Genomic DNA, 26619 nt, shown 5'->3' with positions numbered 1-26619 from the left:
AAGCAGGCGTTGGACCTGGGGGCGTTCGGGATCGTGTGGCCGCACATCTCGACCGTGGAGGAGGCCCGCAACGCGGTCGCCGCGTGCCGTTATCCCAGGCTCCCGGAGGCGGGGCTGTTCGAGCCGGCGGGGTTGCGGGGGGACGGTCCGCACGCGGCGACGCGGTACTGGGGCTTGTCGAACATCGAGTACTACGCCCGGGCGGATGTGTGGCCGCTGGCTGCGGACGGGGAGATTCTGGTGGGGCTGATGATCGAGGACCAGCTCGGTATCCGGAACCTGCCGGAGATCCTGGACCGGGTGCCCGGGATCGGGCTGATCCTTGTCGGCGAGGGCGACATGAGCCAGGAGCTGGGTGTGCCCCGCCAGTACGAGCACCCGCGGGTCCTGGAGTGCAAGCGCCGCATCCTCGACATCTGCGGCGAGCGCGGCATCGCGGTCGGGCATCCGCACGTGACCGCCGCGAACGTCAAGCAGGTCCTGGAGGACGGTTACCGGTTCCTGATGTCCGCACCGGTGCGGACCTACCCGGGGCTGGACCGGGCGCGCGAGCTGACCGGCCGCACCTGACCTGGCCACAACCAACCCGGTCCGGGCTCGGGCATACGACCGTGTCCTCCACTGCACGTCACGTCACGGAGCTTTCACATGATCATTGACTGCCATGGTCACTTCACCACGGCGCCTGCGGCGCTGGGCGAGTGGCGCGAGCGGCAGATCCGCGCGTTCGAGGGGTCCGGGGCGCGTGTGTCGCCGGACGAGTTGCGCATCGGCGACGACGAGATCCGCGACGCGATCACGAACGGGCAGCTGAAGCTGCAGACCGAGCGCGGCACGGACGTGACGGTGTTCTCCCCGGGTGCGGGCAAGATGGCCCACCACTACGGTGACGAGCGCACGAGTCTGGACTGGTCGCGGGTGAGCAACGATCTTATCGCCCGGGTGTGTTCGCTGTTTCCCGGCCGGTTCGTCGGCGCGTGCCAGCTCCCGCAGTCCCCCGGGGACGCCCTTCCGGCCTCGGTGCGCAACTCGGTTGCCGAACTGGAGCGGTGTGTCGAGGAGTTGGGGTTCGTCGGGTGTCTGCTCAACCCGGATCCCTCGGACGGTTTCTATCAGGCGCCGCCGTTGACGGACCGGGTGTACTACCCGCTCTACGAGAAGCTGGTGGAGCTGGACGTGCCGGCGATGGTGCATGTGGCGATGTCGCGCAACCCGGCGTTGCAGGGCACGTGTGCGCACTATCTCGCGGGCGACACCGCGGTGTTCATGCAGCTGTGCGAGTCGGACCTGTTCAAGGACTTCCCGACGCTGCGGCTGGTCCTGCCGCACGGCGGGGGTGCCGTCCCGTATCACTGGGGGCGCTACCGGGGCATGATGATCGACCGCGGCCGGCCGCCGCTGGAGGAGTCGATCCTGCCGAACGTGTCCTTCGACACCTGCGTCTACCACCGGCGCGGCATGGAACTCCTCCTGGACGTCCTGCCCGCCTCGAACGTGCTCTTCGCCTCCGAGATGATCGGCGCCGTCCGCAGCATCGACCCCGAAACCGGACGGCGCTTCGACGACACCAAATACACCCTCGACTCCATCGACACCATCAGCGACGAGGACCGCCGGGCGATCTACGGCGGCAACGCCCTGCGGGTCTTCCCCCGCATCGAGAATGCCCTGAAGAAGGAGTTGCAGAAGTGAAGGTCTATGAGGCGTTGGCCGAGGCGTTCGTGCGTGAGGGCACCACGGATGTGTTCGGGATGATGGGTGACGCGAACATGCACTGGATGGCGGCCCTCACGGACCGGGGGGTGCGCCTGTACGAGGTGCGTCACGAGGGGTCCGGTCTGGGGATGGCGGACGGCTGGGCCCGCGGGTCGGGGCAGCCGGGTGTGGTGACCACGACGAGCGGGCCGGGGGTTTCGCAGCTGGCGACGTCGATGCTGTGCGCGAGCCGGGCCCGGACCCCGCTGGTCGCGTTCTGCGGCGAGACCCCGCTCGGGGACGAGGGCGCCACCCAGTACCTGGACCAGCGGCGCTTCGCCGCCGCGATCGAGTGCGAGTTCCTCCAGGTCACCCGCCCCGAGAACGCCAACGAGACGGTACGCCAGGCGTTCTACCTCGCCCGCACCACCTCCCGCCCCGTCATGATCAGCGCCCCCTTCGACGTCCAGGTCGCGGAGCTGGACGACGACGACGAGGAGTACGTTCCCTCCACCGCCCTGATCCGCACCCAGCGGCTGCTGCCCGACCCCGCCGCCGTCCAGGACGCCGCCGCCCTGCTCCAGGACGCCCGGCGTGTGGTCGTCATCGCGGGGCGCGGTGCCCGCAGGGCCGGCGCCGGTGAGGAGATCCTGGCGTTGCAGGAGCAGACGGGCGCGCTGCTGGCGACGACGTTGCAGGCGAAGAACTGGCTGTGCGACCGCACCGACTTCCACGTTGGCCTGTCCGGGCTGTTCGGCGACAAGGCCTCCATGGAACTGCTCCAGGAGGCGGACTGTGTGGTCGCGGTCGGCGCGAGCCTGAACCACTACACCATCGAGAGCGGCTACCTCTACCCCGAGGCCAAGTACATCCAGATCGACACCGCCCCGCACCTCGTGATGGGCAACGGCCGCACCGCCGACTGCTACCTCCAAGCCGACGCGGTGACCGCCCTCACCGCCCTGACCCGCACCCTGAAGGACCGCGACGTCAAACTCACGGGCTACCACACCGATACGGTGCGCGGGCACCTGAGCGCCCGGCTCGCCGAGCCCGAGGAGTACGTCAGCCAACCCGGACTCCTCGACCCCCGCGAGGCGATCCGGATCCTGGACAGTGAACTGCCCGGCGAGATGGGACTGGTGCTCGGCAGCGGCCACCAGACCGACTTCGGGACCATGCTCTTCCAACGCTCACGCGACGTGCTCTCCAACTACGGCATGTTCGGCGCGATCGGCCAGGCCCCCCTCATCGCACTGGGACAGCTCATCGCCCACGGCAGCAAACCCGGCTTCGTCGTCGAGGGCGACGCCAGCTTCCTCATGCACCTGCCCGAGTTCGAAACCGCCGTCCGCTACCAGGTCCCCCTCCTCGTCGTCGTCATGAACGACCAGGGCCTGGGCGCCGAATACCACAAGGCCCGCGCCAAGGGCCTCGACCCCGAACTCGCCACCATCCCCACACCCGAACTCGGCACCGTCGCCCAGGCATTGGGCGGCGCCGGAGCAACCGTACGCACCCCCCAGGAACTCCGCACCGCACTCGCCGAGTACGTCCACACCCCACGCCCCACCGTCATCGACGTCCGCATCACCCGCGAAGTCCTCAGCACCCCCTACCGACGCATCCAGTACGGCGAAGACGTATGAACCGCCCGAACCGACCGGTCCAGGCAAACGTCCAAGAGGAGGAGAGAGACATGAAGTTGGTGCTCGGCCGGGACGATCTCGCGGGGGCTGCTGCGGTGGCGGTCCGGGAGTCGGGAACGGAGGTGGAGCGGGTCGGTGTCGCGCCGGTGCACAAGGCGTCGCGGGGTTTCGTGAACGCGTCGGACGTGGATCTGTGCGAGCTGGCGATTGTGACCGTGTTGCAGGCGGTGGCCCACGGCAAGCCGGTCCTGCTGCTGCCGCTGACCACGCTGGGGCGTCACCAGCACCAGACGCTGGTGACGATGGGCGGGTTGTCGGTGGCCGACGTGGAGGGCCACCGTGTGGGCGTGCGGGCCTGGAGTCAGACCACAGGGGTGTGGGTGCGCGGGTTCCTCACCGAGCAGTGCGGCGTCGACCTGCGCAAGGCCCACTGGACCACGTACGAGGGACACCACGTCGAGGGTGCGGTCGATCCGTCCTGGGTGCGACGGGCGCCGGAGGGCACGAAGCTGCCGGCGGACTTCCTCGCGGGCAACGTCGACTTCGGGATCATGGGCAACGAACTCCCCGCCGACGACCGGATCCGTACCGCGATCGACGACGCGCAGACGGTCGCCCAACAGTGGTCGAAGGACCAGGGGTTCGTCCCCGTCAACCACGTCGTCGGCGTGTCCGAGGCGGCCGCCGCACGGCACGCCCCCGCGATCCTCGCCGCGTACGACGCGATGCGCACCGTCTTGGCCGACCAGGAGGAGGGGAGCGGCCCGTTCCCGCTGCACCCGGTCGGCTTCGAGGCGCTGCGCGGGGCGTTCACCAAGGCCGCCGCCTACGCCCTGGAACAGGACGTCGTCCCCCGCGCCGTCGACTACGACGAACTCGTCGACCGCACCTGCGCCGCCCTGGACGTCACACCGTCCCGCCTCGGCGGCTGACCACCCCCGGCACACACCCCCACGCCGGCAGCCCGCAGCGGACGGCCGGGCGCGTCGACACACGAGGAAGGAAAGAGCACATGGACAAGCTCACAGTGGTTCTCGGAGATTACCCGCACGCGCAGCCGGTGTTGGGGGGCGAGGTCGAGGTCGAGGGGTACGCGGTCGAGCCGGTGGAGGTCAGGCCGGTGATCGGTGCGTACCGGCGGATGATCCGTGATCTGGAGTTCGACGTCTGTGAACTCGCCCCGGTGTCCTACCTGATGGCCCGCCAGGCCGGCGTCGCGCTCACAGCCGTCCCGGTGTTCCTCAACCGGCGTTTCCACCACGGTGATGTCCAGTGCGCGGCGGGCTCCGGGATCCGTTTCCCGAAGGACCTGGAGGGACGCCGGGTGGGTGTGCGGGCGTACTCGGTGAGCACGGGGGTGTGGGTGCGTGGTGTGCTGCGCGAGGAGTACGGCGTCGACACCGACAGCATCACCTGGGTCGTGGACGACGACGACCACGTCGGCGGGCGTGTCCCCGCCAACGTCGAACGGGTCACCGACCAACGCTCGCTGGGCGATCTCCTGCGCACGGGCGAGATCGACGCCGCGCTGACCGGCAACGCCGGGACCGGCCGCGCCGGCGCCCCCCGCGCCGGCTGGACGGCCACCACCGAAGCCGAGCCGGGTGCCGACGACAGCCCCTACCCCCTGTTCCCCGAGGCCGCCACCCTCGCAGCCGACCACTGCCTGCGCACCGGCATCTACCCCCTGCACTCCCTGGTCGCGATCCGCTCCGAACTCCTCGACCACGACCCCGACCTGCCCACCCGCCTCTACGCGGCGTTCGCCCGGTCCAAGCGCCGCCACCTCGCCGCGCACCCCGACTGGTCCGCGACACCCCGCCTGGCCCGCCAGGCACAGCAGACCGGCACCGACCCCGTCCCTTACGGCATCGCAGCCAACGAGCGCAGCCTCACCGCGATGGTCCGCTTCGCCAAGGACCAGCACCTTCTCGACCCCGGCTTCCCCGACGACCTGCCCGCACTGTTCGCCCCCGGCGACTACCCCGACGCCTGAACCGGCCCGGACCACCCCCTCAGACAAGGGAGCACACCACGTGGACATCGTCGACGCGCACTGCCACATCATCTCCGCGGACACCGCCCGCTACCCCCAGGCACCCATCGGGGGCAAGCAGTCCGCCTGGGCCGCCACCCGCCCCGTCACCGCCGAGGGCATGATCGCCCGCATGGACCAGACCGGCATCAGCCAGGCCGTCCTCGTCCAGGCCACCACCCACTACGGCTACGACAACTCCTACGTCCTGGACACCACCCGCGCCCACCCCGACCGCTTCGCCGCCGTCGGCACCGTCGACCCCCTGCGCGACGACGCCGCCACCCTCCTCAAGACCGCCACCGGCCAAGGCCGACTCGCCGGAGTCCGCCTCTTCACCAGCGGCAGCACCGTCCCCACCCAGGGCGAATGGTTCGCCGCACCCGAGACCTTCCCCTTCTGGGAACAGGCCGGCGAACTCCGCATCCCCGTCTGCCTCCAGATGCGCCTGGGCCCCGCCACCCACCATCTCGTCGAACTCCTCGAACGCTTCCCCCACGTCACCGTCCTCCTCGACCACATCGGCTACCCCGACATCACCACCTCCCCCGCGACAGCGGGCCAGGACGTCGCCGCGCTTGGCGTCCACCCCGGCCTCCACCTCAAACTCACCCACCGCAACCTCGAACAACTCCACAACGCCGGCGACCAGGCAACCGACTTCCTCACCCCGGTCATCAAGGCCTTCGGCGCCGACCGCATCGCCTGGGGATCCAACCTCCCCGCAGCCGAACAATCCCTGCCCCAACTCCGCACCCTCGCCGAAGAAACACTCGCCGAGTTGCCGGAGCGGGACCGCGAACAGATCTTCGCCGGCACCGCACGCCGCCTCTACCCGGCCCTCGCGGCATCCGCCGCCTGACCGCCCGCCGGTAACCGCTCGCCGATTCGGCGGCCCTGGGCCGACGACGGCAGCGGGGCCGCGAGGTGCAACTGGCCCGGCTCCGCTGTTCGTTGCCGGCCGCCACTGGCGAGCGCTCGGGGTCCCGGTAATTCGATGGCGCGTGCTGGACGCGGCCCCCACGCTGGTCGGCGTGGCAGTACCCAAGTATCAGATCCGCGCCCGCCAGACCCCTTCCACGGTCACCGTCTACCAGGCATACGCACCGCAGATCGGCCTGCCCGCAGCCCGAGACGGCCGCTTCCCGGCGCTCTGGCGGCGGGACCGGATGACGTGGATCAAGCCGTCCTTCCTGTGGATGATGTATCGCTGCGGCTGGGGCCTCAAGGAAGGCCAGGAAACCGTCCTCGCCATCGAGATCACCCGCGAGGGCTTCGAGTGGGCGCTGGAGCACGCCTGCCTTGCCCACTACGAGCACGGACTTCACCCCGACCGAGCCACCTGGAAGCGGCAGTTGAAGCGAGCGCCGGCCCGGGTCCAATGGGATCCCGAGCGCGATCTGCACGTGCGGCCGCTCCCACACCGGTCGTTGCAACTCGGGCTCACCGGCGAAGCGGCGCACCGTTACGTGGACGAGTGGGTGGTCGCCATCACCGACGTCACCGCGCTCGCGCACGACCTCCACGCTCGTGTGCGGGACGGGGACGCGGAGGGTGCCCGGCGACTGCTGCCCGAGGAACGTCCCTGCCCTCTGCCCGACGGATTCCTGGATCATCTGCGCCGTTGAGGACGGCCACCGGGCGAGACGACCTCTACGCGAACGTGAGGACGGGCTTGATCACGCTGCCGTCCCGCATGGCGGCCACCGCGGTGTTGATGTCCTCGAAGGGGAACGTGGTGACCAGCCGCTCCACCGGGAAGTGGCCGTGCCGGTGCAGGTCGAGGAGTTCGGGGAGGAAGCGGGCGGGGTCGGAATCGCCCTCGGTCACCCCGTGGATGCGAACTCCCTTCGCGAGCAGACTCATTGGGTCGAACGTCACCTCCCCGCCGAGCCCGACGAGCGCGAGTTCGCCCCGCGGGCGCAGCGCCTCGACGGCCCGGCGGATCATCGCCGGGCGTCCCGTGGTGTCGACGACGTGGTGGGCCCCGCCGTCGGTGAGGTCACGCAGGGCCGCCACCAGCTTGTCGTCGGGGGCCAGCGCCGCCTTGGCGCCGAGGTCGACGGCCAGGGCGCGGCGGGTGGCGACCGGGTCGACGGCCACCACGGGGTCGCAGCCCAGGCTCAGTGCCGCCATCAGCGCGCTCAGTCCGACACCGCCGGAGCCGAGGACGACGAGCGAGGTGCCCGGCTCGGGGCGAAGCCGGTTCAGTACGGTTCCCGCGCCCGTCTGGGCACCGCAGCCCAGCGGTGCGACGACTTCGGGCGGAAGCCCGGCGGGGACCTTGACCACTCCCCGTTGCTGGACGACGGCGTGGGTCGCGAAGCTGGACTGTCCGAAGAAGCCGCCGTGCAGGGGGCGGTCGTCCAGGCGGAGTGTGGTGGTGCCGTCGCCGCGCCCGCCGGAGAGGTTGAGGGCCCGTGCCGCGCGGCAGTACGCGGGCTGGTCGGCCGCGCACTGCCGGCAGGCGCCGCAGCTGGCGTACGTGAGGCAGACGTGATCCCCCGGGGCGAGGCCCGTCACCTCGGAGCCCACGGCCTCGACCCGCCCCGCGCCCTCGTGACCGAAGACCATGGGAGTGCGCTGCGACGGCCAGGTGTCCCGCATGGCCAGGTCCGTGTGGCACACCCCGGTGGCGGTCATCCTGACCAGCACCTCGCCCGGCCGGGGGTCGTCGAGCCGCACGTCGCGGACGACGAAGGGCGCGCCGGGTGCCGGGACGACCGCGGCGCGGGCGTGCGTCACGCGCGGTCTCCGGGCTCCCGCGGTCCGGCGGCCTCGGCCCCTGTCCCGGACGTGGTCCCGGGCGCCGTCCCGGTCTCGGGCTCGGCCTCGGGGGCGCGTTCCAGGAGGAAGTAGTAGAAGGGGCCGTCCGGCGGGACTTCCTTGCCGTTCATGATCCCCATCAAGGTGGTGTCGTCGACCCGCTTGAAGTGGTCGAGCACAGGTCGTCCGTCGTAGATCATCGTGGCGGTCGGTTCACCGCGGAACTCGACGGTCCACAAGCTGGCCTCGCCCCTGCCGAGTTCGAGGTTGGAGTACAACTTGCCGGTGGCGTCGCGGCAGATCAGCGGCTGGGCGTCCTGGAGGGAGTGGAACGTCTTCCCGTACCAACCCGCCTTCGGGAGCATGCCGTTGAGGGGATGGCCGGTGTCGAACTCGGCGCCTTTCCACCGGCCGAGCATCTCCTCGGGCCGGACTGTGTCCAACTCTGCCCAGACGGCGTCGAGTTCGGCGGACTCGACGGGGCCCTCCGCGTCGCGGAGGGAACGGAAGCGGGCGCGGGCTTCGCGCGGGTCCATACGGGGTCCTTTCGGCGGTGCCGAGACCGCGGATGCGGTTCGGAAAGGTGGCGGGCACGTGGGCCTCGTGCCGCCGGCCGGTCCTGCGAGGTCCCTGCTCCGTGTCCGGCGGGACCGGCCGGGTGCGGGTCAGGAGATCGGCGTCCTGACGTCGTCGGGGTGGACCTCCTCGCCGGCGGGGTCGGTGCGGGTGGGCCGGCGGGACTGCCGGACGGCGAGGGCGGCGAGGAGCAGGGCGACGACGAGGAGGCCCAGTGGGACGCCGTCCCGGAGGATCCAGAGCAGCCGGGCGGTGTCGGCGGCGGTGTCGGCCTGGTCCCTGACCGTGGCGTCCGTCGCGCGCACGTTGACGTCGGTCACGGGGAACAGGGTCAGCGGGCCGTCGGCCCCCGTGGTCCGGGCGGTCACGGTCTGGTGCAGCGTGCCGTCCACGGTCGACCCGGTGGCGGTGTCGATCCAGGCGCGCTGTTCGGTGGCCGAGTCGTAGGTGAGCGGTACGGTCACGGGCAGTGCGGCCAACTCCGCTGCGGAAGGCCGCTGTTGGACCGGCAGCGCGTTGGTGAGCTGGACGACGGCCGCCCGGGGCAGGGCCTTCGGCAGGCTTTTGGCGACGGCGGGGTCGGCGAGCTGCCCGGTGGCCGAGACGTCGTACACGTAGGTGTTCCTGCCCCCGATGGTCTTGTCCCCGGTGTAGTGGGCGGGCACCGCCTTCTCGGTGCCGGTGTCCCAGAACGGGTAGTCCCGTCTCGCCGGTTCGAGGGGCCAGCCGACGGTCAGGCCCGTGTGGTTCTGGGCCTTGGAGCCGGCGGGGGCGGGGCGAGCCGTGAGGTCGCGGCGGTCGAGCGCCCAGATGTACCGGGAGACGGCGAGTTCCTTGCCGCCCGGACCGCGCAGCGCCGCGTCGTCGTGCACGACAGCGGTCCGTCCGTCGGTGTCGGTGACCGCGACGTGCCGGTTCATGGTCACCGGCACGTCGCGCAGGAACAGCTCGCCACCCCCACCGCTCAGTGCGCTCGCGTTGAGCAGGGTGGCCGTGCCGTGCAGCCGGAACGTGGTCTCGCTGCCGTCCGGTACCTGGTGCAGGGCCGGGTAGACCGTGAACCGGGTCACGGCCGACGCCGCCACCAGGACCACGGCCGTGCCGCTCAGGATCCAACTGGCTTTGCGCATGGCCTCTCCTTCCTGCGGGCGCGTGCGCGGCACGCGTTCCGCTCTTCGTCGATCGGGCCGGGTGAGCCGGGGCGAGGGCGTCGGTGTGGCTCGGACGGGTGGGGCCCAGCGAGGTCCGGAGCCGGCTGTCCGCGGTTCGGAGCCACGCGTGTCGGGTGGGGAGCGTGTGCGCAACTCCGATCGGGCGTCGGGATGTTCGCAGGACGGTGGAGGTTCGGGGTGGTCCGGAATCCTGCGGGGACGTGTGATTGACTGGCCCGTATGGCCCCGTCTCCACATTCGCCTGCTCGGTCGTGACAGCCGATCCGGGCGCGGCCACTCGGCCCCGCAATCGCAGGCAGTTGATCGTCGGGGCCGCCGGCCGGGTCTTCAGCGAACTCGGCTATCACACCGCTTCCATGGAGAAGATCGCCGCGAGCGTGGGGATCAGCGCCGCGGCCCTGTACCGGCATTTCCCCAACAAGTACGCGTTGTTCGCCGAGTGCGCCGACGTCATGGTGGACCGTCTCGTCGTCGCGCTCGACGAGGTGCCGGCCTCGGCGGGCCTCGCGGACGTGCTCGCCGCTGTCACCGGGGTCAGCGTCGCGCACCGGGCGTCGGGCGGTGTGTACCGCTGGGAGGCCCGTTACCTCAACCACGAGGACCGCCGCCGTCTCCGGTCGAAGTTCGCGCACGTCGTCGGGCGGGTCGACGCGGCCGTGCAGCACGAGCGCCTCCTCCGTGACGACAGGCTGCGGGCCGTGGCGGCTCTGGGTGTGATCGGGTCCGTCGCGATGCACCGCACCTCGATAGCTCAACGCCGGGCGGAGGAGCTGCTGTTGGCGTCCGCGCTGCGCGTGTGCGAGACCGACCCGACGGTGCGCGGAGGCGCGCCGCACGTCGAGCTGCCGGCCCTTCCGGTGCCCCGTACGCGCCGCGCCGAGATTCTCGCGGCCGCCGTCCCGTTGTTCGCGAGGGACGGGTTCGCGAGCGTCACCAACGGACAGATCGCGGAGGCGGTGGGACTGGCACCGTCCGCGCTCTACCGCCACTACCCCGGCAAGGTCGACATCCTGGCGGCGGCGTGCCTCCAGGCCGCGGGGCTGCTGGCCCAGGGCACGGACCGGAGCCTGCACGACGTGGCCGGCCCGCGCGAGGCCGTCGTCGCGCTGGCGGCAACGTACGTGGCGTACAGCTTCGAGCACACCGAGCTGAACAGTGTCGCCGAGGCCGAACTGGCCGGGCTGCCCGACGGTCTGCGCCGGCCGCTGGTCCTCGCGCAGCGTGAGCACATCGCCGTCTGGGAGCAGCAGTTGCGGCTGGTGCGGCCGGAGCTGGACCCTCGCCAGGCCCGTCTTCTGGTGCACGCGGGGTTCGGTGTTGTCGTCGAGGCCGGACGTGTCCTGCGCTGGCGGGACAGTCCGGCGCACCGTGACGCCGTGACCACTCTGGTCGTGAGCGCCCTGGGTCTGTGAGGGGCGCGGGGGACGAGCGGCGCGGGGGGAGTCCGGCAGCCGGCCGAACGGTCGGGGGCCGAAATCCGCACGTGGCGCGGGAAGTTGCCCCGGGTGCCGCCCCGCGGCCCGGTGGCCGGGGGGCGCGCAGCCGAAGCAGGGTCGGCGGTTCAAGCAGTCGCCCTGTTTCCCGTGGGAATGATGATGGGCGTCGTGGTGGTCGACGCGCCCTTGTTGAGGAACAGCATGGCCAGGGCGCGCAGGAACTGGTCGAACATGTAGAAGGCGCCGGGCAGTACGGGTGACAGGCCCTCGCGGAACAGGATGAAGGCCGGCCATCCGGTACGGACGAGGGCCGCGGCCGCGTAGTCGCGCTTCAGCCCGAGCCAGTCGCCCACCTGGTCGCTGAGGACGTAGCGCACGAACTCGTTGAGGAACCCGCGCGTGACCCCCAGGTCGATCTGGGCGGTCAGGCCGAGCAGGTCCTGGGCCAGTTCGATGCCCTCGGGGGTGGGCGTGAGGATCGGGGTGAGCACCTGGGCCGACTGCGCCTCCGCGGCCGCCCAGGTCTGCGGGATGTACTCGTCCGGTACGCCGAGGAGGTGGATGGCGACCTGCCACGAGTGCAGGAACGCGTCCTGGTCGGCCGCCGACATCGGGATGTGCCAGTCGAGCATCTTGCGGTGCACGTAGGTGCCCAGGCTGTGGAAGGTGACCAGGATGTCGGCGGCGCTGATCGGCACGGCCTCGTCGGAGACCGCCGTCCAGTGCGGCGACTGGGGCAGCAGGTGTCGCACCGCGGCGTGCACCATGCGCGTCTTGTTGGCGGTGACGACGAACTGGCCCGTCGGCTTGAAGGCGCCCAGTTGGGACAGGTCGTAGCCGAAGGTGAACGTCTTCGCCGCCCGGTCCTGCATGTTGGCGCCGCCCGCGGACCAGTAGACGCTCCGTGCCTCGCGCGGGATGACGGTGCTCATGATGCCGCTGCCGAGGCCGTACAGCATGAACAGGTAGGTGTCCTTGCGGCGGTTGAAGTCGGCGGCCAGGTCCAGCTTGGCCTGGTCGGCCCAGGAGGGCAGCTTGTTGACGGTCTGGAGGTACGCGGTGACGCTGCCCGGCAGGCCGGCGGGCAGTGCGTCGCCGTTGTTCACCCAGGAGGCCCACGCCGAATTGACCGCCGGTGCCTGGCCGTTGTCGAGCACCGAGGCCATCAGCGGGTCCGCCGCGCCGTCCCAGACGTAGGCCGGGTCCGTGCCCGCGCCGGTACCGGCCACCGAGCTCGACGCCGGCCAGGCCCATGCCTGGCCGGTGCCGGCGGCGCCCGCGAGACCGAGTGCCGCACCGAGTGTCAGCATGCGTCGTCTGCTGAGATTTTCCATTGACTTACTCGCTTCCGTGAAGGATCAGTCGGCGTGAACTGCCGTACTGGCTGGCGAGTTGCGAAATCAGCCGCGCTCCGATTCTTGTCGGAGCATGTGATTTCTCATTAACATAGCGAGCACCGCCACCCTCGGCAATGGTGGTGACGACGCTCAGTTCCCGACCGTTCCGCCCGCGCACCGTTCCGCCCCGTCTGCAGGGGAGAGGGAGGCATCGGCACCGCGGACCGCCGCCCCGGACCGGTCGCTCCGTCAGATCCCCGTCACGTCGGCATCCACCGTCCGAAGGGTCAAGGAGGCACCGTCCATGGGGCGTTACCGACGGCTCCACCAGATCGAACGTCTCGATCCCGAACGGGACCACGAGCGGATCTTCTGGCTGCTCACCCAGTACGAGTTTCCCTGGGACTACCTGCAGGGCGTGTCCGTCGCCTTCCTGCGCGACTTCGCGGTGCCCCGCGTCTCCCGACTGCTCGACCGCACCCAGGAGTTCGAGAGGGCGGGACGCAAGCGCTACGACGACACGGTGCTGATCGCATACGAAATGGTCCGGGAGGGGATGGACTCCGAGCACGGCCGGTCGGCCGTCCGCCACCTCAACCGGATCCACCACCGCTACCGCATCGCCAACGAGGACTACCTGTACGTATTGGCCACGACCGTGGTCGGCCCGAGGCGGTGGATCGCACGCTACGGCTGGCGGCCGCTGGTGCCGGCCGAGGTGGAGAGCCTGGCCCGGGTCGGCCGGCGCATGGGCGAACTGATGGGCATCGACGGCCTCCCCGCCGACTACGCGGGCTTCGAACGGCTCCATGACGACTACGAGCGGCGGATGTTCGCCTACGCCCCGGCCAACCGCCGTGTCGCGGCAGCGACGTTACGGGTCGCCGCCTCCGCGTACCCCCGTCCGCTGCGCCCGTTGGCGACCCGGCTCAGCCTGGCGGTGCTCGACGAACCACTGCTCACCGCACTGGGCCTGCCCCGCCAGCCCCGGCTGCTGCGAGCCGTCGCCCACCACGGCCTGCGGGCACGGGCCCTGTTGGTGCGCCGCATGCCGGCCCGGCCCGACCGGTGGCCGCATCGCCAGAAGCCCCGCAGCTACCCCTTCGGCTGGACCCTCGACGACCTCGGCCCGCGGTGGGCGCACGACAGGCCCCTGCGGCCCCTGCCCGACGAGGACCCGCCACCGCACGTGCGCGACGAACCCGACGACACCCCCGGCGACGCACCGGCCACCGACAACACACCTCAGGAGCAGTGATGACGCACACCCCCGCCACCTCACGGGAGGCCGGACCGGCGACCTTCTCCTCCCTCGACCCCGCCACCGGGAAGGTGCTCGCCGACCACCCCGTGCACGGGCCCGCCGACGTCGCGGACGCCGTGGGCCGGACCCGCCGCGCCGCGGAACGCTGGGCGGCGCTGCCGGCCGCGGGCAGGCGCTCCCGTCTGCTCGCCTGGAAACGGGAACTCGCCGGCCGGCTGGACTCCGTCGCTTCGACGGTGGCCGCCGAGACGGGCAAGCCCCGCACCGACGCCGAGCTCGAACTCCTGCTGACCATCGGCCACTTGGACTGGGCCGCACGCCACGCGGGACGGCTGCTGCGCCGCCGCCGGGTCGGCTCCGGCTGGCTCGCGGCCAACCAGGCCGCCACCGTGGTGCACCGACCGCTCGGGGTGATCGGCGTGATCGGGCCGTGGAACTACCCCGTGTACACGCCCATGGGATCGATCGGGTACGCCCTGGCGGCGGGCAACGGCGTGGTGTTCAAGCCGTCGGAGTACACACCCGCCACCGGAGTGGCGCTCGCCGAGGCATTCGACGCGGCCGTGCCGGAGTTCACCGGCCTGCTCACGGTGGTCACCGGAGCCGGCCCCACCGGGGAGGCACTCGCCCGCGCCGGCGTCGACAAGGTGGCGTTCACCGGGTCGCCGGGAACCGCGCGCAAGGTGATGGCGGTGTGCGCCGAGTCCCTGACCCCGATGCTCGCAGAGTGCGGCGGCAAGGACGCGGTGATCGTCACCGCCGACGCCGACCTGGACACCGCGGCGGACGCGATCGTGTGGGGCGCGATGGGCAACGCCGGCCAGACCTGCGCGGGCGTCGAACGCGTCTACGCGGTACGGGAGATCCACGACGAGTTGTGCCGCCGGGTGGTGGAGCGGGCCGGTGAACTGCGCCCGGGTACCGGGACGGACGCGTCCTACGGCCCGATGACCATGCCGTCCCAGACACAGGTGGTGGCGCGGCACGTCGCCGAGGCGGTGGCGGCGGGCGCGGTGACGGCGCTCGGCGGAGGCGACTCCGTCGCCGACCCGTTCGTGGCGCCGGTGGTGCTGACCGGCGTCCCCGAGGACTCGCCCGCGATGACCGAGGAGACCTTCGGCCCGGTGGTCGTGGTGAACGCGGTGGCGGACGCCCAGCAGGCAGTGGACCTGGCCAACGCCTCCCGCTACGCCCTCGGAGCCGCGGTCTTCTGCGGCAGCCGCCGTACCGGAGCCCGGCTTGCCGCACGGCTGCGCGCCGGCGCGGTGTCGGTCAATTCCGTACTGGGTTTCGCCGCCGTGCCGGCGCTGCCGTTCGGGGGGTCGGGCGACTCCGGCTTCGGCCGGGTGCACGGCGCGGCGGGCCTGCTCGCCTTCACCGCGCCCCAGTCGGTCACCGTGCGCAGGTTCGCGCCGCCGGTGGACCTGACGTCGTTCGCCACGCCCGCCGCCAGGAAGGCACGTGCGGCGGCCCTGGTACGGGGGCTGCACCGCCGCCGCTGAACCCACGCTCGGGCCCGCCCCGTCCGGGCGCCCGCAGCGCGGGGGCACGTGCGTGCCGCGACAACCGATGCCCAGCCAGCACCCTTTGCCACAGCGGTGGCGGGGGTCACGAAGTGCGATGGAGGTCCCCATGGGAAGCCGACTGACCGAGGCCCAGGCCGATTTCGCCGCCGCAGTCCGCGACTTCGCGAAACGCGAGTGCGCGAGCACGGATCACCCGGCCGGCGCCGGGCGCCCGCCGCACGACCCGGAGATCTACCGGCGGCTCGCCGACCTCGGCTGGCTCGGCGTCTGCCTGCCGGAGGAGTACGGAGGCGCCGGGGGCGGTCTCGGCGACGCCTGCGTCTTCCTGGAGGAGACCACCTACGGGCTCGTCCCGGCGGGCGGGTTCATCACCACCGTCATCACGGCCCGCGCCTACGAACGGTTCGGGTCCGAGGAACAGCGCCGGACGGTCCTCGAAGGCGTCGCACGCGGCACGGTGCTGGCGGTCGCCATGTCGGAACCGGCCGCGGGTTCCGACGTCGGCGCCCTGCGCACCCGCGCCGAACGGCTTCCCGGGGGCGGGTGGCTGGTCGAGGGACAGAAGACCTGGATCTCCAACGCCCATCTCGCCGAGAGCATGCTGCTGGTGGCCCGCACCGGCCCGGACAAGCACCGCGGGCTCACCATGTTCCACGTGCCCATGGACACACCGGGGGTGGAGGTCCGCGGCATCGAGACCATGGGCGGCCGAGAGGTCAACGACGTGTTCCTGACCGGGGTGAGGCTGCCCGACGACGCGGTGGTGGGGGAGGAGGGGCACGGATGGCCGCAGCTCATGGCGGGGCTGAACGACGAGCGGCTCTTCCTCGCCGCGAACATGCTGGGGCTGGCCCGCCGCGCCTTCGACGACGCCGTCTCGTTCGTCCGCGAGCGGGAGCAGTTCGGGCGCCCGATCGGGACCTTCCAGGCACTGCGGCACCGGGTCGCCGACCTGGCCACCGAGATCGAGTGCGCCCGGCTGCTGGTGCGGGAGGTCGCCGCCGACTGCGACGCCGAGCCGTCCCGGCTGTTCCCGCGGGAGGCGTCCATGGCCAAGCTCAAGGCCACGGAGACCGCCAAGCGTGTCGCCCTGGAGTGCATGCAGATGATGGGCGGCTACGGCTACGCCACCGAGTACGGCATGGAACGCCACCTGCGGTCCGCCGTCGTCTCCACCGTCTACGGCGGCACCAGCGAGATCCAGCGGGACATCATCGGCAAGAGCTACGGCCTCTGAGGCCGCCGCGGCGACACCGAGGGGCCGGTGCCCACCCGTCACGGGTGGGCACCGGCCCCTCGGTGTCCCGGCCCCCGGGACACCCGGCGCTGCTCAGTCCTCGTAGAGCGCGGCGAGTTCGGCCTCGTAGCGCTCGTGGACGACCCGCCGGCGCAGCTTGAGCGACGGGGTGAGTTCGCCCGTCGCGGGGCCCCACTCGTTTGCCAGCAGACGGTACTTCTTCACCTGCTCGGTACGGTTCAGGCGGCCGTTCGCCGTGGTGACCGCCCGCTCGATCTCCTCGCGCACCGCGGGGTGCGCGGCCAGCGAGGCGGGGTCGTGCTCGCCGGCGACGCCGTGGGCGGCGGCCCAGGCCGGGGCGGCCTCGGCGTCCAGTACGAGGAGGGCGACCACGTAGGAACGCCGGTCGCCGTGCACGAGGGCCTGCCCGATCAGCGGATGCTCCTTGAGAGTGTTCTCCACCAGGGCGGGCGAGACGTTCTTCCCCGTCGAGGTGATGATCATCTCCTTCTTGCGGTCGGTGATCCAGACGAAGCCTTCGTCGTCGATCCTGCCGATGTCCCCGGTGGCCAGCCAGCCCTCCGCGTCGAGCGGCGAGTCCACCGACCCGTCCGGCCGCAGGTAACCGGCGAAGACGGACGCGCCGCGCACCTCCAACTCCCCGTCCGCGGCGGCCCGCACCTCCACGGAGGCGACGGGCCGCCCCACCGAGCCGAGCCGGAAGCCCGCCCTGGGGCTGTTGGAGGTCGCCACCCCGGTCGTCTCGGTCAGGCCCCAGGCGTCCATCACCACGATGCCGAGGCCCGCCCAGAAGCGGACCACGTCCGGCGGCATCGGGGCGGACGCGCTGGCCGCCCAGGTCACCCGGTCCAGCCCGCCGAGCTTCAGCAGCGGCTCCAGTACCTCCCGGCGGGCCGCACGGTACGCCGACTCCACGGCGGGCGAGGGGACTTCACCCCGCTCGCGGCAGGCGACGTGCTCGCGGGCCACCTGCCCCGCCTCCTCCACGGCCCGCCGCCGCGCCTCGGGCAGCAGCGTCAGACCCGCACGGACCGACGCGGCGAGCTTCTCCCAGATCCTCGGCACACCGAAGAACTGCCGCGGCCGTATCTCGCGCACCGCGGCCGCGACGGCGGCCGGATCGGCGCACAGGTACACGTGCGAGGCGCGGTGGCAGGGCAGGTAGATCCCGAGCATGCGCTCGGCGATGTGGGCGAAGGGCAGGTAGCAGATGTGCTCCACGTGTTCCGGCAGCTCGACCACCGCGTCCAACGAGCGCGCGTTGGCCAGCACTTGGCTGTGCAGCAGGACAACGCCCTTGGGCTCGCCGGTCGTTCCGGAGGTGTAGACGACGGTGAGCGGGTCGTCCGGGCGGGCGTTGTCGAGCTCCTTGTCGAAGCCCGCCGGTGCGGGGTGGGCGAGCAGGGACGCGTAGGGCAGGTAGATCCCCTCCTGGTGGGGCTCCGCCACGATCAGGAGTTCCAGCGGGGTCTCCGGGTCGTCCAGCAGCGGGGCCCAGGACCTCACGTGGGAGGCGCCGTCGACAACGGCCAGCCGGGCACGGCAGTTGCGCGCGATGTGCCGGACCTGCGGGGGCGAGGACGTGCCGTAGACGCTGACGGGGACGGCGCCGAGACGGGTCAACGCCAGGTCGGAGAGCCAGTGTTCGGGACGGTTCGTCATCATGAGCAGGACGTGGTCGCCGCGTTGGACACCGAGTGCGGCGTATCCGGCGGCGAGACGGGTGGTGTGGTCCCTGACCTCGGACCAGGTCAGGGTGGTCCAGCCGTCGGGGCCGTCGGGGCGGTCCGTGGCGGCGGCCCGCCACGACAGGGCCGGGAGACGCGGATGGAGCCGGGCGTTGCGTTCCACGAGCAGCGGCACGGTGGTCGGCGACGGGATGTCGGCCGTGGCTGGTGGCTCCTCGACCGGTGGTGGTTCTGTTGCCATGGCGGCCTCCTGGCGGGCGGGAAGAAGGAGTGGGGCGGACGGGTGCGGCCCGGTCCGCGCGGTCGCGGTCAGCGGTCCGCGAAGACCTCACCGTGCGTGGCCTTGTGGACGAGCAGTTCGGGCGCGGCGAAGCGCTCTCCGTGGCGGTCGCGCAGCTCCCTGGAGCGGGCGAGGAAACCCGGAAGGCCGCCGGGGTAGCCGTTGACGTAGTTGAGGACGCCTCCGGTCCAGGCGGGGAAGCCGATGCCCAGCAGCGATCCGACGTTGGCGTCCGCGACCGAGACGAGGACGCCCTCCTCCAGACAGCGCACCGCGTCCAGGGCCTCGACGAAGAGCATCCGCTCCTTGAGGTCGGTCAGACCGGCACCGTTGAGCGCGGGATCGGTGAAGTGCTCGCGCAGCCCCGGCCACAGACCGTCACGGCGACCGTCGGTGTAGTCGTAGAAACCGGCGCCGCCGCTGCGGCCGGTCCGTCCGAACTCGTCGATCATGCGGTCCACGACCGCGTCCGCCGGGTGCGGGTGCCAGGTGCCGCCCGCCGTCTCGACGGCGGCACGGTTCTCCTCGCGGATCCGGCGGGGCAGGGTGAGGGTGAGCTCGTCCATCAGGGCGAGCACCCTGGCCGGATAGCCGGCCTGCGCGGCGGCCTGCTCGACGCTGGCCGGGTCGTGCCCCTCGCCGACCATGGCGACCCCTTCGTCGAGGAAGCGGCCGATGACGCGCGAGGTGAAGAAGCCCCGGCTGTCGTTGACCACGATCGGGGTCTTGCCGATCTGCCGGACCAGGTCGAAGGCACGCGCCAGGGTCTCCTCGCCGGTCCGCGGTCCCCGGACGATCTCGACCAGCCGCATCCTGTCCACCGGGGAGAAGAAGTGCAGGCCGACGAAGTCGTCCGGGCGCTGCACGGCCTCGGCGAGGGTGCCGATCGGCAGGGTCGAAGTGTTGGAGCAGAGCAGTGCGTCGGCGGTGACCCGTTTCTCGGCCTCGCGGAACACGTCCGCCTTCAGCACGGGATCCTCGTGGACCGCCTCGATGACGGCGTCACAGCCCGTCAGGTCCTCGGGGTCGGCGGTCGGCGTGATCCGGGCGAGCAGGGCGTCACGCTCGCTCTCGGTCGAACGGCCCCTGCGCACGGCGTCGTCCAGCAGACGGGCCGAGTGGTCCCTGCCGCGGGCGGCGGCCTCGGCGTTCACGTCCTTCAAGATCACCTCGATGCCCGCCCGCGCGCAAGAGTGGGCGATGCCGGCGCCCATCATGCCCGCGCCGAGGACGGCGACGCGGCGCACGCTGCGGGACGGCACCGCGCGCGGCCGTCCGGCTCCCGACTCGACGGCCCTGCGGTCGAAGAAGGTGCCCTGGATCATGTTCTTGACGGTCTGGCCGCAGAGCAGCTGGGTGAGATGGCGCGCCTCGACCACGAACGCGGTGTCGATGTCGACCTGGGCGCCCTCGACGGCGGCCGCCAGGATCGCGCGCGGAGCCGGATACGGGGCGCCGCCCAGACGCGCGCGGAGCTGCGCGGGCAACGCGGGCAGGAGCGCGGCGAGGTCCGGATCCGCGGGGGTGCCGCCGGGGATCCGGTACCCCACGGTGTCCCAGGGCTGCGCGGTCGCGGGATGCCGGTCGATGAACGCCCGCGCCCGTGCGATGAGTTGGTGCTCGTCGGCGGCGATCTCGTCCACCAGGCCGGCCGCCAGCGCCTCGGCGGGCCCGTACTGGCGCCCCTCCAGAAGGACGTCGCGCAGCGCGACGGTGACGCCGAACATCCTGACCGTGCGGGTCACCCCGCCACCCCCGGGCAGCAGGCCGAAGGTCACCTCCGGCAGACCGACCCGGGCGTCCGGCCGGTCGAGCACCACCCGGTGGTGGCAGGCCAGCGCGATCTCGTAACCGCCGCCGAGCGCCGCCCCGTTGATGGCGGCGACCACCGGCACGCCCAGCGTCTCCAGGCGGCGCAGGGCACGCTTGACGCGCATCCCGGCCTCGAAGGCCCGGTCGGCTGTGGACGGGGTGACGGCGATCAGGTCGCGCAGGTCGCCGCCGGCGAAGAAGGTCTTCTTGGCCGAGGCGACGACGACGCCGCGGAGGGTGTCCCGGCGCGCTTCGAGGTGTTCGACGGCTGCGTCCAGGGAGTCGATGAACGCGGCGTTCATGGTGTTGGCGGACTGACCGGGGTCGTCCAGGACGAGGGTGACGACGTGGTCCTCGTCGTCGTCCCAGCGGATGGTGCGGGTTTCGGCGGAGCTGTCCACGGGCTGGCTGCCTCTCTCGTCGCGCGGGCGGACGGGGGCCGTACGGCGGGGTCCGGCGCCGCAGCGCCGGAGGGGGAAGGGGCGTTCGGGGATCAGAGGCGTTCGACGACGGTGGCGATGCCCATGCCGCCGCCGACGCAGAGCGTGGCGAGTCCGTACCGCTTGCCGCGGCGTTCCAGCTCGTCCACGAGCGTGCCCAGGATCATGGCGCCGGTGGCCCCGAGCGGGTGGCCCATGGCGATGGCGCCGCCGTTGACGTTGACGAGGGACGGATCGAGGTCGAGGTCGCGTACGAAGCGCAGGACGACGGCCGCGAAGGCCTCGTTGATCTCCACCAGATCCATGTCGGAGGCGCGCAGTCCGGCCTTGTCGAGGGCCTTGCGGGAGGCCGGTGCGGGCCCGGTGAGCATGATCGTCGGGTCGGCTCCCGAGACGGCGGCGGACACGATCCGGGCCCGCGGCCGCAGCCCGTACCGTTCGCCCGCGGCCGCGGATCCGACGAGGACGAGCGCGGCTCCGTCCACGATGCCGGACGAGTTGCCCGCGTGATGCACGTGGTCGATCCGCTCGACCCAGTGGTACTTCTGCAGGGCGACGGCGTCGAAGCCGCCCCGGAGCCCCGGCCCGGCGAACGACGGCTTCAGTGCGGCCAGCGAGTCGACGGTGGTGCCGGGCCGCAGGTGTTCGTCCCGGTCCAGGACCGTCAGTCCGCTGCGGTCGAGCACGGGGACCACGGACCTGTCGAACCGCCCCTCCTTCCACGCCTCGGTGGCCCTCGCCTGCGACTGGGCGGCGTAGGCGTCCACGTCCGCGCGGCCGAACCCTTCCAGGGTGGCGATGAGGTCGGCGCCGACGCCCTGCGGGACGAAGCCGGTGTCGTAGTTGGTCGCCGGGTCCATCGACCAGGCTCCGCCGTCGCTGCCCATCGGCACCCGCGACATGGATTCCACGCCACCGGCAAGGACCAGATCCTCCCAGCCCGAACGCACCTTCGCCGCAGCCATGTTGACCGCTTCGAGGCCGGAGGCACAGAAGCGGTTCGCCTGCACGCCGGCGACCGTGTGGGGGAGACCGGCCGCCATCGCGGCGGTGCGGGCGATGTCGCTGCCCTGGTCGCCGACGGGGCTGACGACGCCGAGGACCACGTCGTCGACGCCGGCCGGGTCGAGGCCCGGCATGCGGTGCCGGACCTCGTTCAGCAGCCCGACGACGAGGTCGACGGGCTTGATGCCGTGCAGGGCGCCGTTGGCCCTGCCGCGACCGCGCGGGGTGCGGATCGCCTCGTACACGTACGCCTCGGTGCTCACGGGAACCTTCCTGTCGGCGGGTCGGGCGGTGACGGTCGAGGAGGCGGGCATCGGTGCTCAGCCCAGCAGGGAGCGGCCGATGATCTCCTTCATGATCTCGGTGGTGCCGCCGTAGATCGTCTGGACACGGCCGTCCAGGAAGGCGCGGGCCACCGGGTACTCGGTCATGTAGCCGTATCCGCCGTGGAGTTGGAGGCAGCGGTCGGCAACGCGCTTCTGGAGTTCGGTCGCCCACCACTTGGCCATCGCGGCACGGACCGGGTCGAGCCGCCCCTCGCAGTGCTCCGCGACGCAGCGGTCGACGAACTCGCGGGTCACGGCGCACTCGGTCGCCATCTCGGCCGCCTCGAACCGGACGTGCTGAAGCCGGGCGAGCGGACGTCCGAACGCCTCACGTTCCCTGACGTGCGCGAACGTCAGGTCCAGGACGTGTTCCGCGGCGGCCGCCGCGCCGACCGCGATGGCGAGGCGTTCCTGCGCGAGATGGGACATGAGGGCGGGGAAGGCACCGTTCTCCTCGCCCAGCAGGTTCTCCTTCGGCACACGGACGTCGTGGAAGAACAACTCGGCGGTGTCCTGGGCCTTCTGGCCGATCTTGTCGAGGTTGCGCCCGCGTTCGAAGCCGGGCATGCCGCGCTCCACGACCAGCAGGCTCTGTCCCGTACTGCCTCCCGCGGGAGTTGTCCGGGCGACCACGACGACCAGGTCGGCCAGGATGCCGTTGGAGATGAAGGTCTTCGAACCGTTGAGCAGGTAGTGGTCGCCCTGGTCGGTGGCCGTGGTGCGGATGCCCTGGAGGTCGGAGCCGGCGCCGGGCTCGGTCATGGCGACGGCGGTGATGATCTCGCCGGAGGTGTGGCCGGGCAGCCACCGGCGCTTCTGCTCCTCGGTGCCGAGGGAGGTGAGGTAGGGACCGACGATGTCGTTGTGGAGGCTGATCGCGAGCCCCGAGGCTCCGGCGCGGGCGAACTCCTCGATCAGGACGGCGCTGTAACGGAAGTCGCCGTCGCCTCCGCCGCCGAACTCCTCGGGCACCGCGAGACCGAGCAGCCCCTGACGCCCCGCGGCCCGCCACACGTCCCTGCTCACCACGCCGTCCTGTTCCCAGCGCGCGTGGTGCGGCAGCACCTCCTTGGCGAGGAAGGTCCGCACGGTGTCGCGGAACGCCTCGTGCTCCGGCGTGTAGTGATCCCTGCTCACAGCCACTCCTTGATCCGCGCGACGAGCCGGGCCGGATCGGGGCCGACGGGCGTGACGTTGAGCGTGGTCACGCCCGACTCCCTGAAGGCCTCGACGCGTTCGCGCACGTATCCCTCGGGCCCCGCGAGACAGGTGAGTTCGCACAGTTCGGCGGGGACGGCCGCCGCCGCCTCCCGCTTGCGTCCCGCGAGGTAGTGCTCCTGGACGGCGTGCGCCTCGGCCTCGTAGCCGTACGAGCACACCAGGTCGTGGTAGAAGTTCCGGCCGGGGGCGCCCATGCCGCCCACGTACAGCGCGATCAGGGGGCGCATCCGGTCGCGTACGGCCTCGGCACCCTCGCCGATCGCGAGCGGTCCGCCGGCGACGATCCCCAGTGGCCCGAGGGCGGGGTCGCGCAGGGCGGCTCCCTCGGCGAGCGGGGCGCCCCACACCTTGCCCGCGTGTTCCGGCACGTACAGGAACGGCAGCCATCCGTCGGCGAGTTCGGCGGTCATCCGGACGTTGGCCGGGCCGAGCGCGGCCACGTAGACGGGGATGGAGTCGCGCACCGGGCGGGTGAGGAGCTTCAGCGGTTTGCCGAGGGTGCCGCCCTTCTCCGGCGGCAGCGGCATGTCGGTGATGCCGTGGTGCTCGACGACCTCGCGCCGCCAGACCCGGCGTGCGACGGTGATCGTCTCGCGCGTGCGGCCGAGCGGTCTGTCGTAGCGGCGGCCGTGCCAGCCCTCCACGACCTGCGGCCCGGAGGCGCCGATGCCGAGGACCGCACGGCCGCCGGTGAGGGCGTCGAGACCGGCCGCCGTCTGCGCGATGAGCGCGGGGGTGCGGGAGTAGACGTTGAGCACGGCCGAACCGATCCGCATCCGCTCGGTGCGGGCGGCCAAGTAACCCATGATCGTGGGGGAGTCGAAGCCGTACGCCTCGGCCACCCACACCGCGTCGAGCCCGGCGCGCTCCAGGTCGGCGGCCCGGTCGGCGGCGGCGCGCGGGTCGGTGTCGTACTGGAGCGTGGTGGAGAGGTCCATCAGCGGTCTCCCTCCCGGGCACCGGAGCCGGGTTCGGCCGGGGCAGTCGGCTGACGCAGGGCGTCCACCTGCCAGTCGCGGGCCACCTCGGCGTTGTGCGCGCCGGGCCGCGCGGGCGGTCGGCGCAGGGCGCCGGGGGTGGCCGAGAAGCGCGGGGCCGGTGCGGGCTGCGTGATGCCGTGTGCCTCGGTGTAGGTGCCGCGGTGCGCGAGGTGCGGGTGGCGTGCGGCCTCGGACAAGGAGAGCACGGGGGCCACGCAGGCGTCGGTCCCCTCGAAGACGGCGGCCCACTCGTCGCGCCCCGCGGTCTTGAAGCGCCGCGCGAACAGGCTGCGCAGCACCGGCCAGTTGCGTTCCGCCGTGCGGTCGGGCAGCTCCGCCGGGGTGAGCCCGAGCAGCGTGACGAAGGTGTCGTAGAACTTGGGCTCCAGCGCGCCGACCGCCATCCAGCCGCCGTCCCCGGTCTCGTAGACGCCGTAGTACGGGCAGGCGCCGTCAAGGAGGTTGCTGCCCCGTCCGTCGCGCCAGGTCCCGGCCGCGAGCATGCCCCGGACCACGGAGGTCAAGTGGGCGGCGCCGTCCACGATCGCCGCGTCGACGACTTGGCCGGCGCCCGCGACCCGTGCCTTCAGCAACGCGGCGAGGACGCCGACCACGAGGTAGAGCGAGCCGCCCGCGTAGTCGCCCAGCAGGTTGGCGGGGACGACCGGGGGTCCGTCGGGGGCGCCGATCATGCCGAGGAGTCCGGCGGCGGCGATGTAGCCGATGTCGTGGCCCGCCGTGCCGGCGAGCGGCCCGTCCTGCCCCCAGCCGGTCATCCGCCCGTACACGAGCGCCGGGTTCACCGCACGGCAGTGGTCCGGCCCGACGCCCAGACGTTCGGCGACCCCGGGCCGGTACCCCTCGATCACGATGTCCGCGCGGGCGGCCAGGCCCAGGACGGCGGCCGGTCCGCCCGGCGCCTTGAGGTCGACGACCACGGACCGCTTGTTGCGGTTGGCGAGGTCGAAGCGCGGTTCGATGCTCAACTCGGGCGCGGCGGGCCGGTCGACGCGTACGACGTCGGCGCCGAGGTCGCCGAGCAGCATGGCGGCGAACGGCGCGGGACCGATCCCCGCGAGTTCCACCACCCGTGTCCCGACCAGCGGCCCGGCCTGCTGCCCGACGGCCCGGCCCGCCGGGGGCCGCTTCGTGAGGGCTGCCGGCGCGGCGGACGGTGGCGAGGAGTGGTGCGCGGGTTCATCGGTCGGGCTCATCGATCCCCTTCCCGGGACGGGGAGATTGCCGTCCGGACGACTCCGGACGGGAACCTACCTAGCGCTCGCTAAGAAGGTAGAGGCGCGCGACGAGAGGGTCAACGCCCGTGCGGACACTGGTTACTTGTGGGCGATCGGCGTCATCGGGTAATTTGCCGAGCGATCGCTAGACACCTCGACCCGGGTGCGGCGACGGACCTCAAGGAGCCCGGATGAAGACGCACAACGGCGAGGAGACCGCCGCCGGGCACTGGCGCGCGTACGAGCGACTCGAACTGGACCCGATCCTGCTCCACGCGATGGAGGCCTTCAACGAGCACGGCTACCACGGCACTTCGGTACGTGACATAGCCGGCCGGGTGGGCGTCACCGTGCCGACGCTCTACTACCACTACGCCAACAAGCAGGCGCTGCTCGCCACTTTGCTGGAGACGTCGATGAAGGACGTCCTCGACCGGTGCCGGGCGGCGGCCGAGGAGGCCGGGGACGATCCGCTGCGGCGCTTCAGCGCGATGGTCGAGTCGATCGTGCTGTACATGGCCCACCGCAAGGGGCTGGCCTTCCTGGACACGGAGATCCGCAGCCTCGAACCGGACAACCGCGCCCGCTACGTCGCACTGCGCGACTACCTGGAGCACATGCTGCTGGACACCGTCCAACGGGGCGTGGAACAGGGCGTGTTCACGACCCCGATCCCGGCGGACGCGGTACGAGCGATCCTCATCATGTGCCAGGGAGTGGCGAACTGGTACCGCGCGGACGGCCCCCTCTCCGCGGAGGAGGTGGCCCGCCGGCATGTTCTTCTCGGCCTGGGCACGGTGGGACGGACCGGCCCGTCGGCGGGGGCTTGAGGCTGCGGCCGTCGTGTCGTCGGCACCCGTTCCGGGGGCCGGCTCGGGCGGTCGGTCGGGCGGTCGTCTCATCCGCGCCGCGCCGCGC

22 protein-coding genes are annotated in these 26619 nt (G+C 72.0%); 12 read left to right on the top strand and 10 right to left on the bottom strand.

Annotated features, from left to right (window positions below; genetic code table 11):
- The 7 genes from ACFZA0_RS26415 to ACFZA0_RS26385 all read left to right on the top strand — a co-directional run.
- Window positions 1-570: aldolase/citrate lyase family protein (locus tag ACFZA0_RS26415; RefSeq protein ID WP_391021366.1), on the top strand; the 570-nt coding region annotated here is incomplete at its 5' end.
- A 78-nt stretch (window positions 571-648) separates the two neighbouring features.
- The gene (locus tag ACFZA0_RS26410) at window positions 649-1692 is read left to right on the top strand and encodes an amidohydrolase family protein (RefSeq protein ID WP_391021364.1); all 1044 of its coding nucleotides are present in this window, start codon (window positions 649-651) and stop codon (window positions 1690-1692) included.
- Window positions 1689-3344 carry a thiamine pyrophosphate-binding protein gene (locus ACFZA0_RS26405; protein ID WP_391021362.1) on the top strand — a complete coding sequence of 552 codons (1656 nt, stop codon included), beginning with the start codon at window positions 1689-1691 and terminating at the stop codon, window positions 3342-3344. The genes ACFZA0_RS26410 and ACFZA0_RS26405 overlap by 4 nt, the downstream gene beginning before the upstream one ends.
- Window positions 3345-3394: 50 nt before the next feature.
- Window positions 3395-4276 (top strand): hypothetical protein, encoded by an 882-nt coding sequence (locus tag ACFZA0_RS26400; protein ID WP_391021360.1) that lies wholly within the window; start codon window positions 3395-3397, stop codon window positions 4274-4276.
- 80 nt (window positions 4277-4356) lie between these two features.
- Window positions 4357-5340 carry a 4,5-dihydroxyphthalate decarboxylase gene (locus tag ACFZA0_RS26395; RefSeq protein ID WP_391021358.1) on the top strand — a complete coding sequence of 328 codons (984 nt, stop codon included), beginning with the start codon at window positions 4357-4359 and terminating at the stop codon, window positions 5338-5340.
- A gap of 40 nt (window positions 5341-5380) precedes the next feature.
- Window positions 5381-6241 carry an amidohydrolase family protein gene (locus ACFZA0_RS26390; protein ID WP_391021356.1) on the top strand — a complete coding sequence of 287 codons (861 nt, stop codon included), beginning with the start codon at window positions 5381-5383 and terminating at the stop codon, window positions 6239-6241.
- 172 nt (window positions 6242-6413) lie between these two features.
- A complete protein-coding gene (locus ACFZA0_RS26385) occupies window positions 6414-7007 on the top strand; it encodes a DUF4291 family protein (RefSeq protein ID WP_391021354.1) in 594 nt (197 codons plus the stop codon).
- Between the two features lie 25 nt (window positions 7008-7032).
- Here ACFZA0_RS26385 and ACFZA0_RS26380 read toward each other — a convergent pair whose 3' ends face one another.
- The 3 genes from ACFZA0_RS26380 to ACFZA0_RS26370 all read right to left on the bottom strand — a co-directional run bounded on the left by ACFZA0_RS26380 (window position 7033) and on the right by ACFZA0_RS26370 (window position 9851).
- Window positions 7033-8124, bottom strand: a complete 1092-nt coding sequence (locus ACFZA0_RS26380) for an alcohol dehydrogenase catalytic domain-containing protein (protein WP_391021352.1) — start codon at window positions 8122-8124, stop codon at window positions 7033-7035.
- Window positions 8121-8681: a GXWXG domain-containing protein gene (locus ACFZA0_RS26375; RefSeq protein ID WP_391021350.1), complete on the bottom strand. Its 561-nt coding sequence runs from the start codon at window positions 8679-8681 to the stop codon at window positions 8121-8123. The genes ACFZA0_RS26380 and ACFZA0_RS26375 overlap by 4 nt, the downstream gene beginning before the upstream one ends.
- 129 nt (window positions 8682-8810) lie before the next feature.
- Window positions 8811-9851, bottom strand: a complete 1041-nt coding sequence (locus tag ACFZA0_RS26370) for a porin PorA family protein (protein ID WP_391021348.1) — start codon at window positions 9849-9851, stop codon at window positions 8811-8813.
- A gap of 293 nt (window positions 9852-10144) precedes the next feature.
- Between ACFZA0_RS26370 and ACFZA0_RS26365 the strand changes: the two genes are divergently transcribed.
- The gene (locus ACFZA0_RS26365; RefSeq protein ID WP_391021346.1) at window positions 10145-11305 is read left to right on the top strand and encodes a TetR family transcriptional regulator; all 1161 of its coding nucleotides are present in this window, start codon (window positions 10145-10147) and stop codon (window positions 11303-11305) included.
- 149 nt (window positions 11306-11454) lie between these two features.
- Here the strand turns inward: ACFZA0_RS26365 and ACFZA0_RS26360 are convergent, their stop codons facing one another.
- Window positions 11455-12663, bottom strand: a complete 1209-nt coding sequence (locus tag ACFZA0_RS26360) for an oxygenase MpaB family protein (protein WP_391021344.1) — start codon at window positions 12661-12663, stop codon at window positions 11455-11457.
- A 307-nt stretch (window positions 12664-12970) separates the two neighbouring features.
- On the opposite strand from ACFZA0_RS26360, the gene ACFZA0_RS26355 reads away from it, so the two are divergent.
- The 3 genes from ACFZA0_RS26355 to ACFZA0_RS26345 all read left to right on the top strand — a co-directional run bounded on the left by ACFZA0_RS26355 (window position 12971) and on the right by ACFZA0_RS26345 (window position 16693).
- Window positions 12971-13924 carry an oxygenase MpaB family protein gene (locus ACFZA0_RS26355; protein WP_391021342.1) on the top strand — a complete coding sequence of 318 codons (954 nt, stop codon included), beginning with the start codon at window positions 12971-12973 and terminating at the stop codon, window positions 13922-13924.
- Window positions 13924-15432, top strand: coding sequence for an aldehyde dehydrogenase family protein (locus tag ACFZA0_RS26350; RefSeq protein WP_391021341.1), 1509 nt, complete (start codon window positions 13924-13926; stop codon window positions 15430-15432). Before ACFZA0_RS26355 ends, ACFZA0_RS26350 begins: the two co-directional genes overlap by 1 nt.
- Before the next feature lie 130 nt (window positions 15433-15562).
- The gene (locus tag ACFZA0_RS26345; protein ID WP_391021339.1) at window positions 15563-16693 is read left to right on the top strand and encodes an acyl-CoA dehydrogenase family protein; all 1131 of its coding nucleotides are present in this window, start codon (window positions 15563-15565) and stop codon (window positions 16691-16693) included.
- 93 nt (window positions 16694-16786) lie between these two features.
- On the opposite strand, the gene ACFZA0_RS26340 is transcribed toward ACFZA0_RS26345, so the two are convergent.
- The 6 genes from ACFZA0_RS26340 to ACFZA0_RS26315 form a co-directional block, all read right to left on the bottom strand.
- A complete protein-coding gene (locus ACFZA0_RS26340; protein WP_391021337.1) occupies window positions 16787-18643 on the bottom strand; it encodes an AMP-binding protein in 1857 nt (618 codons plus the stop codon).
- A gap of 68 nt (window positions 18644-18711) precedes the next feature.
- Window positions 18712-20895 (bottom strand): 3-hydroxyacyl-CoA dehydrogenase NAD-binding domain-containing protein, encoded by a 2184-nt coding sequence (locus ACFZA0_RS26335; protein WP_391021335.1) that lies wholly within the window; start codon window positions 20893-20895, stop codon window positions 18712-18714.
- Between the two features lie 92 nt (window positions 20896-20987).
- Window positions 20988-22202, bottom strand: a complete 1215-nt coding sequence (locus tag ACFZA0_RS26330) for an acetyl-CoA C-acetyltransferase (RefSeq protein ID WP_391021333.1) — start codon at window positions 22200-22202, stop codon at window positions 20988-20990.
- Between the two features lie 57 nt (window positions 22203-22259).
- Window positions 22260-23402 (bottom strand): acyl-CoA dehydrogenase family protein, encoded by a 1143-nt coding sequence (locus ACFZA0_RS26325; protein ID WP_391021331.1) that lies wholly within the window; start codon window positions 23400-23402, stop codon window positions 22260-22262.
- Window positions 23399-24424 carry an LLM class F420-dependent oxidoreductase gene (locus ACFZA0_RS26320; protein ID WP_391021329.1) on the bottom strand — a complete coding sequence of 342 codons (1026 nt, stop codon included), beginning with the start codon at window positions 24422-24424 and terminating at the stop codon, window positions 23399-23401. The genes ACFZA0_RS26325 and ACFZA0_RS26320 overlap by 4 nt, the downstream gene beginning before the upstream one ends.
- Window positions 24424-25680: a CoA transferase gene (locus ACFZA0_RS26315; RefSeq protein ID WP_391021328.1), complete on the bottom strand. Its 1257-nt coding sequence runs from the start codon at window positions 25678-25680 to the stop codon at window positions 24424-24426. The genes ACFZA0_RS26320 and ACFZA0_RS26315 overlap by 1 nt, the downstream gene beginning before the upstream one ends.
- 212 nt (window positions 25681-25892) lie before the next feature.
- On the opposite strand from ACFZA0_RS26315, the gene ACFZA0_RS26310 reads away from it, so the two are divergent.
- Window positions 25893-26531, top strand: a complete 639-nt coding sequence (locus ACFZA0_RS26310; protein WP_391021326.1) for a TetR family transcriptional regulator — start codon at window positions 25893-25895, stop codon at window positions 26529-26531.
- The last annotated feature ends 88 nt before the right edge of the window (window positions 26532-26619 follow it).

Source organism: Streptomyces sp. NPDC008150 (genome assembly GCF_042956945.1).
GTDB lineage: Bacteria > Actinomycetota > Actinomycetes > Streptomycetales > Streptomycetaceae > Streptomyces.
This window is presented reverse-complemented; position numbering and strand designations above follow the sequence as displayed.

Coding starts and splice junctions, on each gene's coding strand:
- ACFZA0_RS26410 (WP_391021364.1), top strand. CDS start 649: ATGATCATTGACTGCCATGGTCACTTCACCACGGCGCCTGCGGCGCTG.
- ACFZA0_RS26400 (WP_391021360.1), top strand. CDS start 3,395: ATGAAGTTGGTGCTCGGCCGGGACGATCTCGCGGGGGCTGCTGCGGTG.
- ACFZA0_RS26395 (WP_391021358.1), top strand. CDS start 4,357: ATGGACAAGCTCACAGTGGTTCTCGGAGATTACCCGCACGCGCAGCCG.
- ACFZA0_RS26375 (WP_391021350.1), bottom strand. CDS start 8,681: ATGGACCCGCGCGAAGCCCGCGCCCGCTTCCGTTCCCTCCGCGACGCG.
- ACFZA0_RS26370 (WP_391021348.1), bottom strand. CDS start 9,851: ATGCGCAAAGCCAGTTGGATCCTGAGCGGCACGGCCGTGGTCCTGGTG.
- ACFZA0_RS26360 (WP_391021344.1), bottom strand. CDS start 12,663: ATGGAAAATCTCAGCAGACGACGCATGCTGACACTCGGTGCGGCACTC.
- ACFZA0_RS26355 (WP_391021342.1), top strand. CDS start 12,971: ATGGGGCGTTACCGACGGCTCCACCAGATCGAACGTCTCGATCCCGAA.
- ACFZA0_RS26350 (WP_391021341.1), top strand. CDS start 13,924: ATGACGCACACCCCCGCCACCTCACGGGAGGCCGGACCGGCGACCTTC.
- ACFZA0_RS26345 (WP_391021339.1), top strand. CDS start 15,563: ATGGGAAGCCGACTGACCGAGGCCCAGGCCGATTTCGCCGCCGCAGTC.
- ACFZA0_RS26340 (WP_391021337.1), bottom strand. CDS start 18,643: ATGGCAACAGAACCACCACCGGTCGAGGAGCCACCAGCCACGGCCGAC.
- ACFZA0_RS26320 (WP_391021329.1), bottom strand. CDS start 24,424: ATGGACCTCTCCACCACGCTCCAGTACGACACCGACCCGCGCGCCGCC.
- ACFZA0_RS26315 (WP_391021328.1), bottom strand. CDS start 25,680: ATGAGCCCGACCGATGAACCCGCGCACCACTCCTCGCCACCGTCCGCC.
- ACFZA0_RS26310 (WP_391021326.1), top strand. CDS start 25,893: ATGAAGACGCACAACGGCGAGGAGACCGCCGCCGGGCACTGGCGCGCG.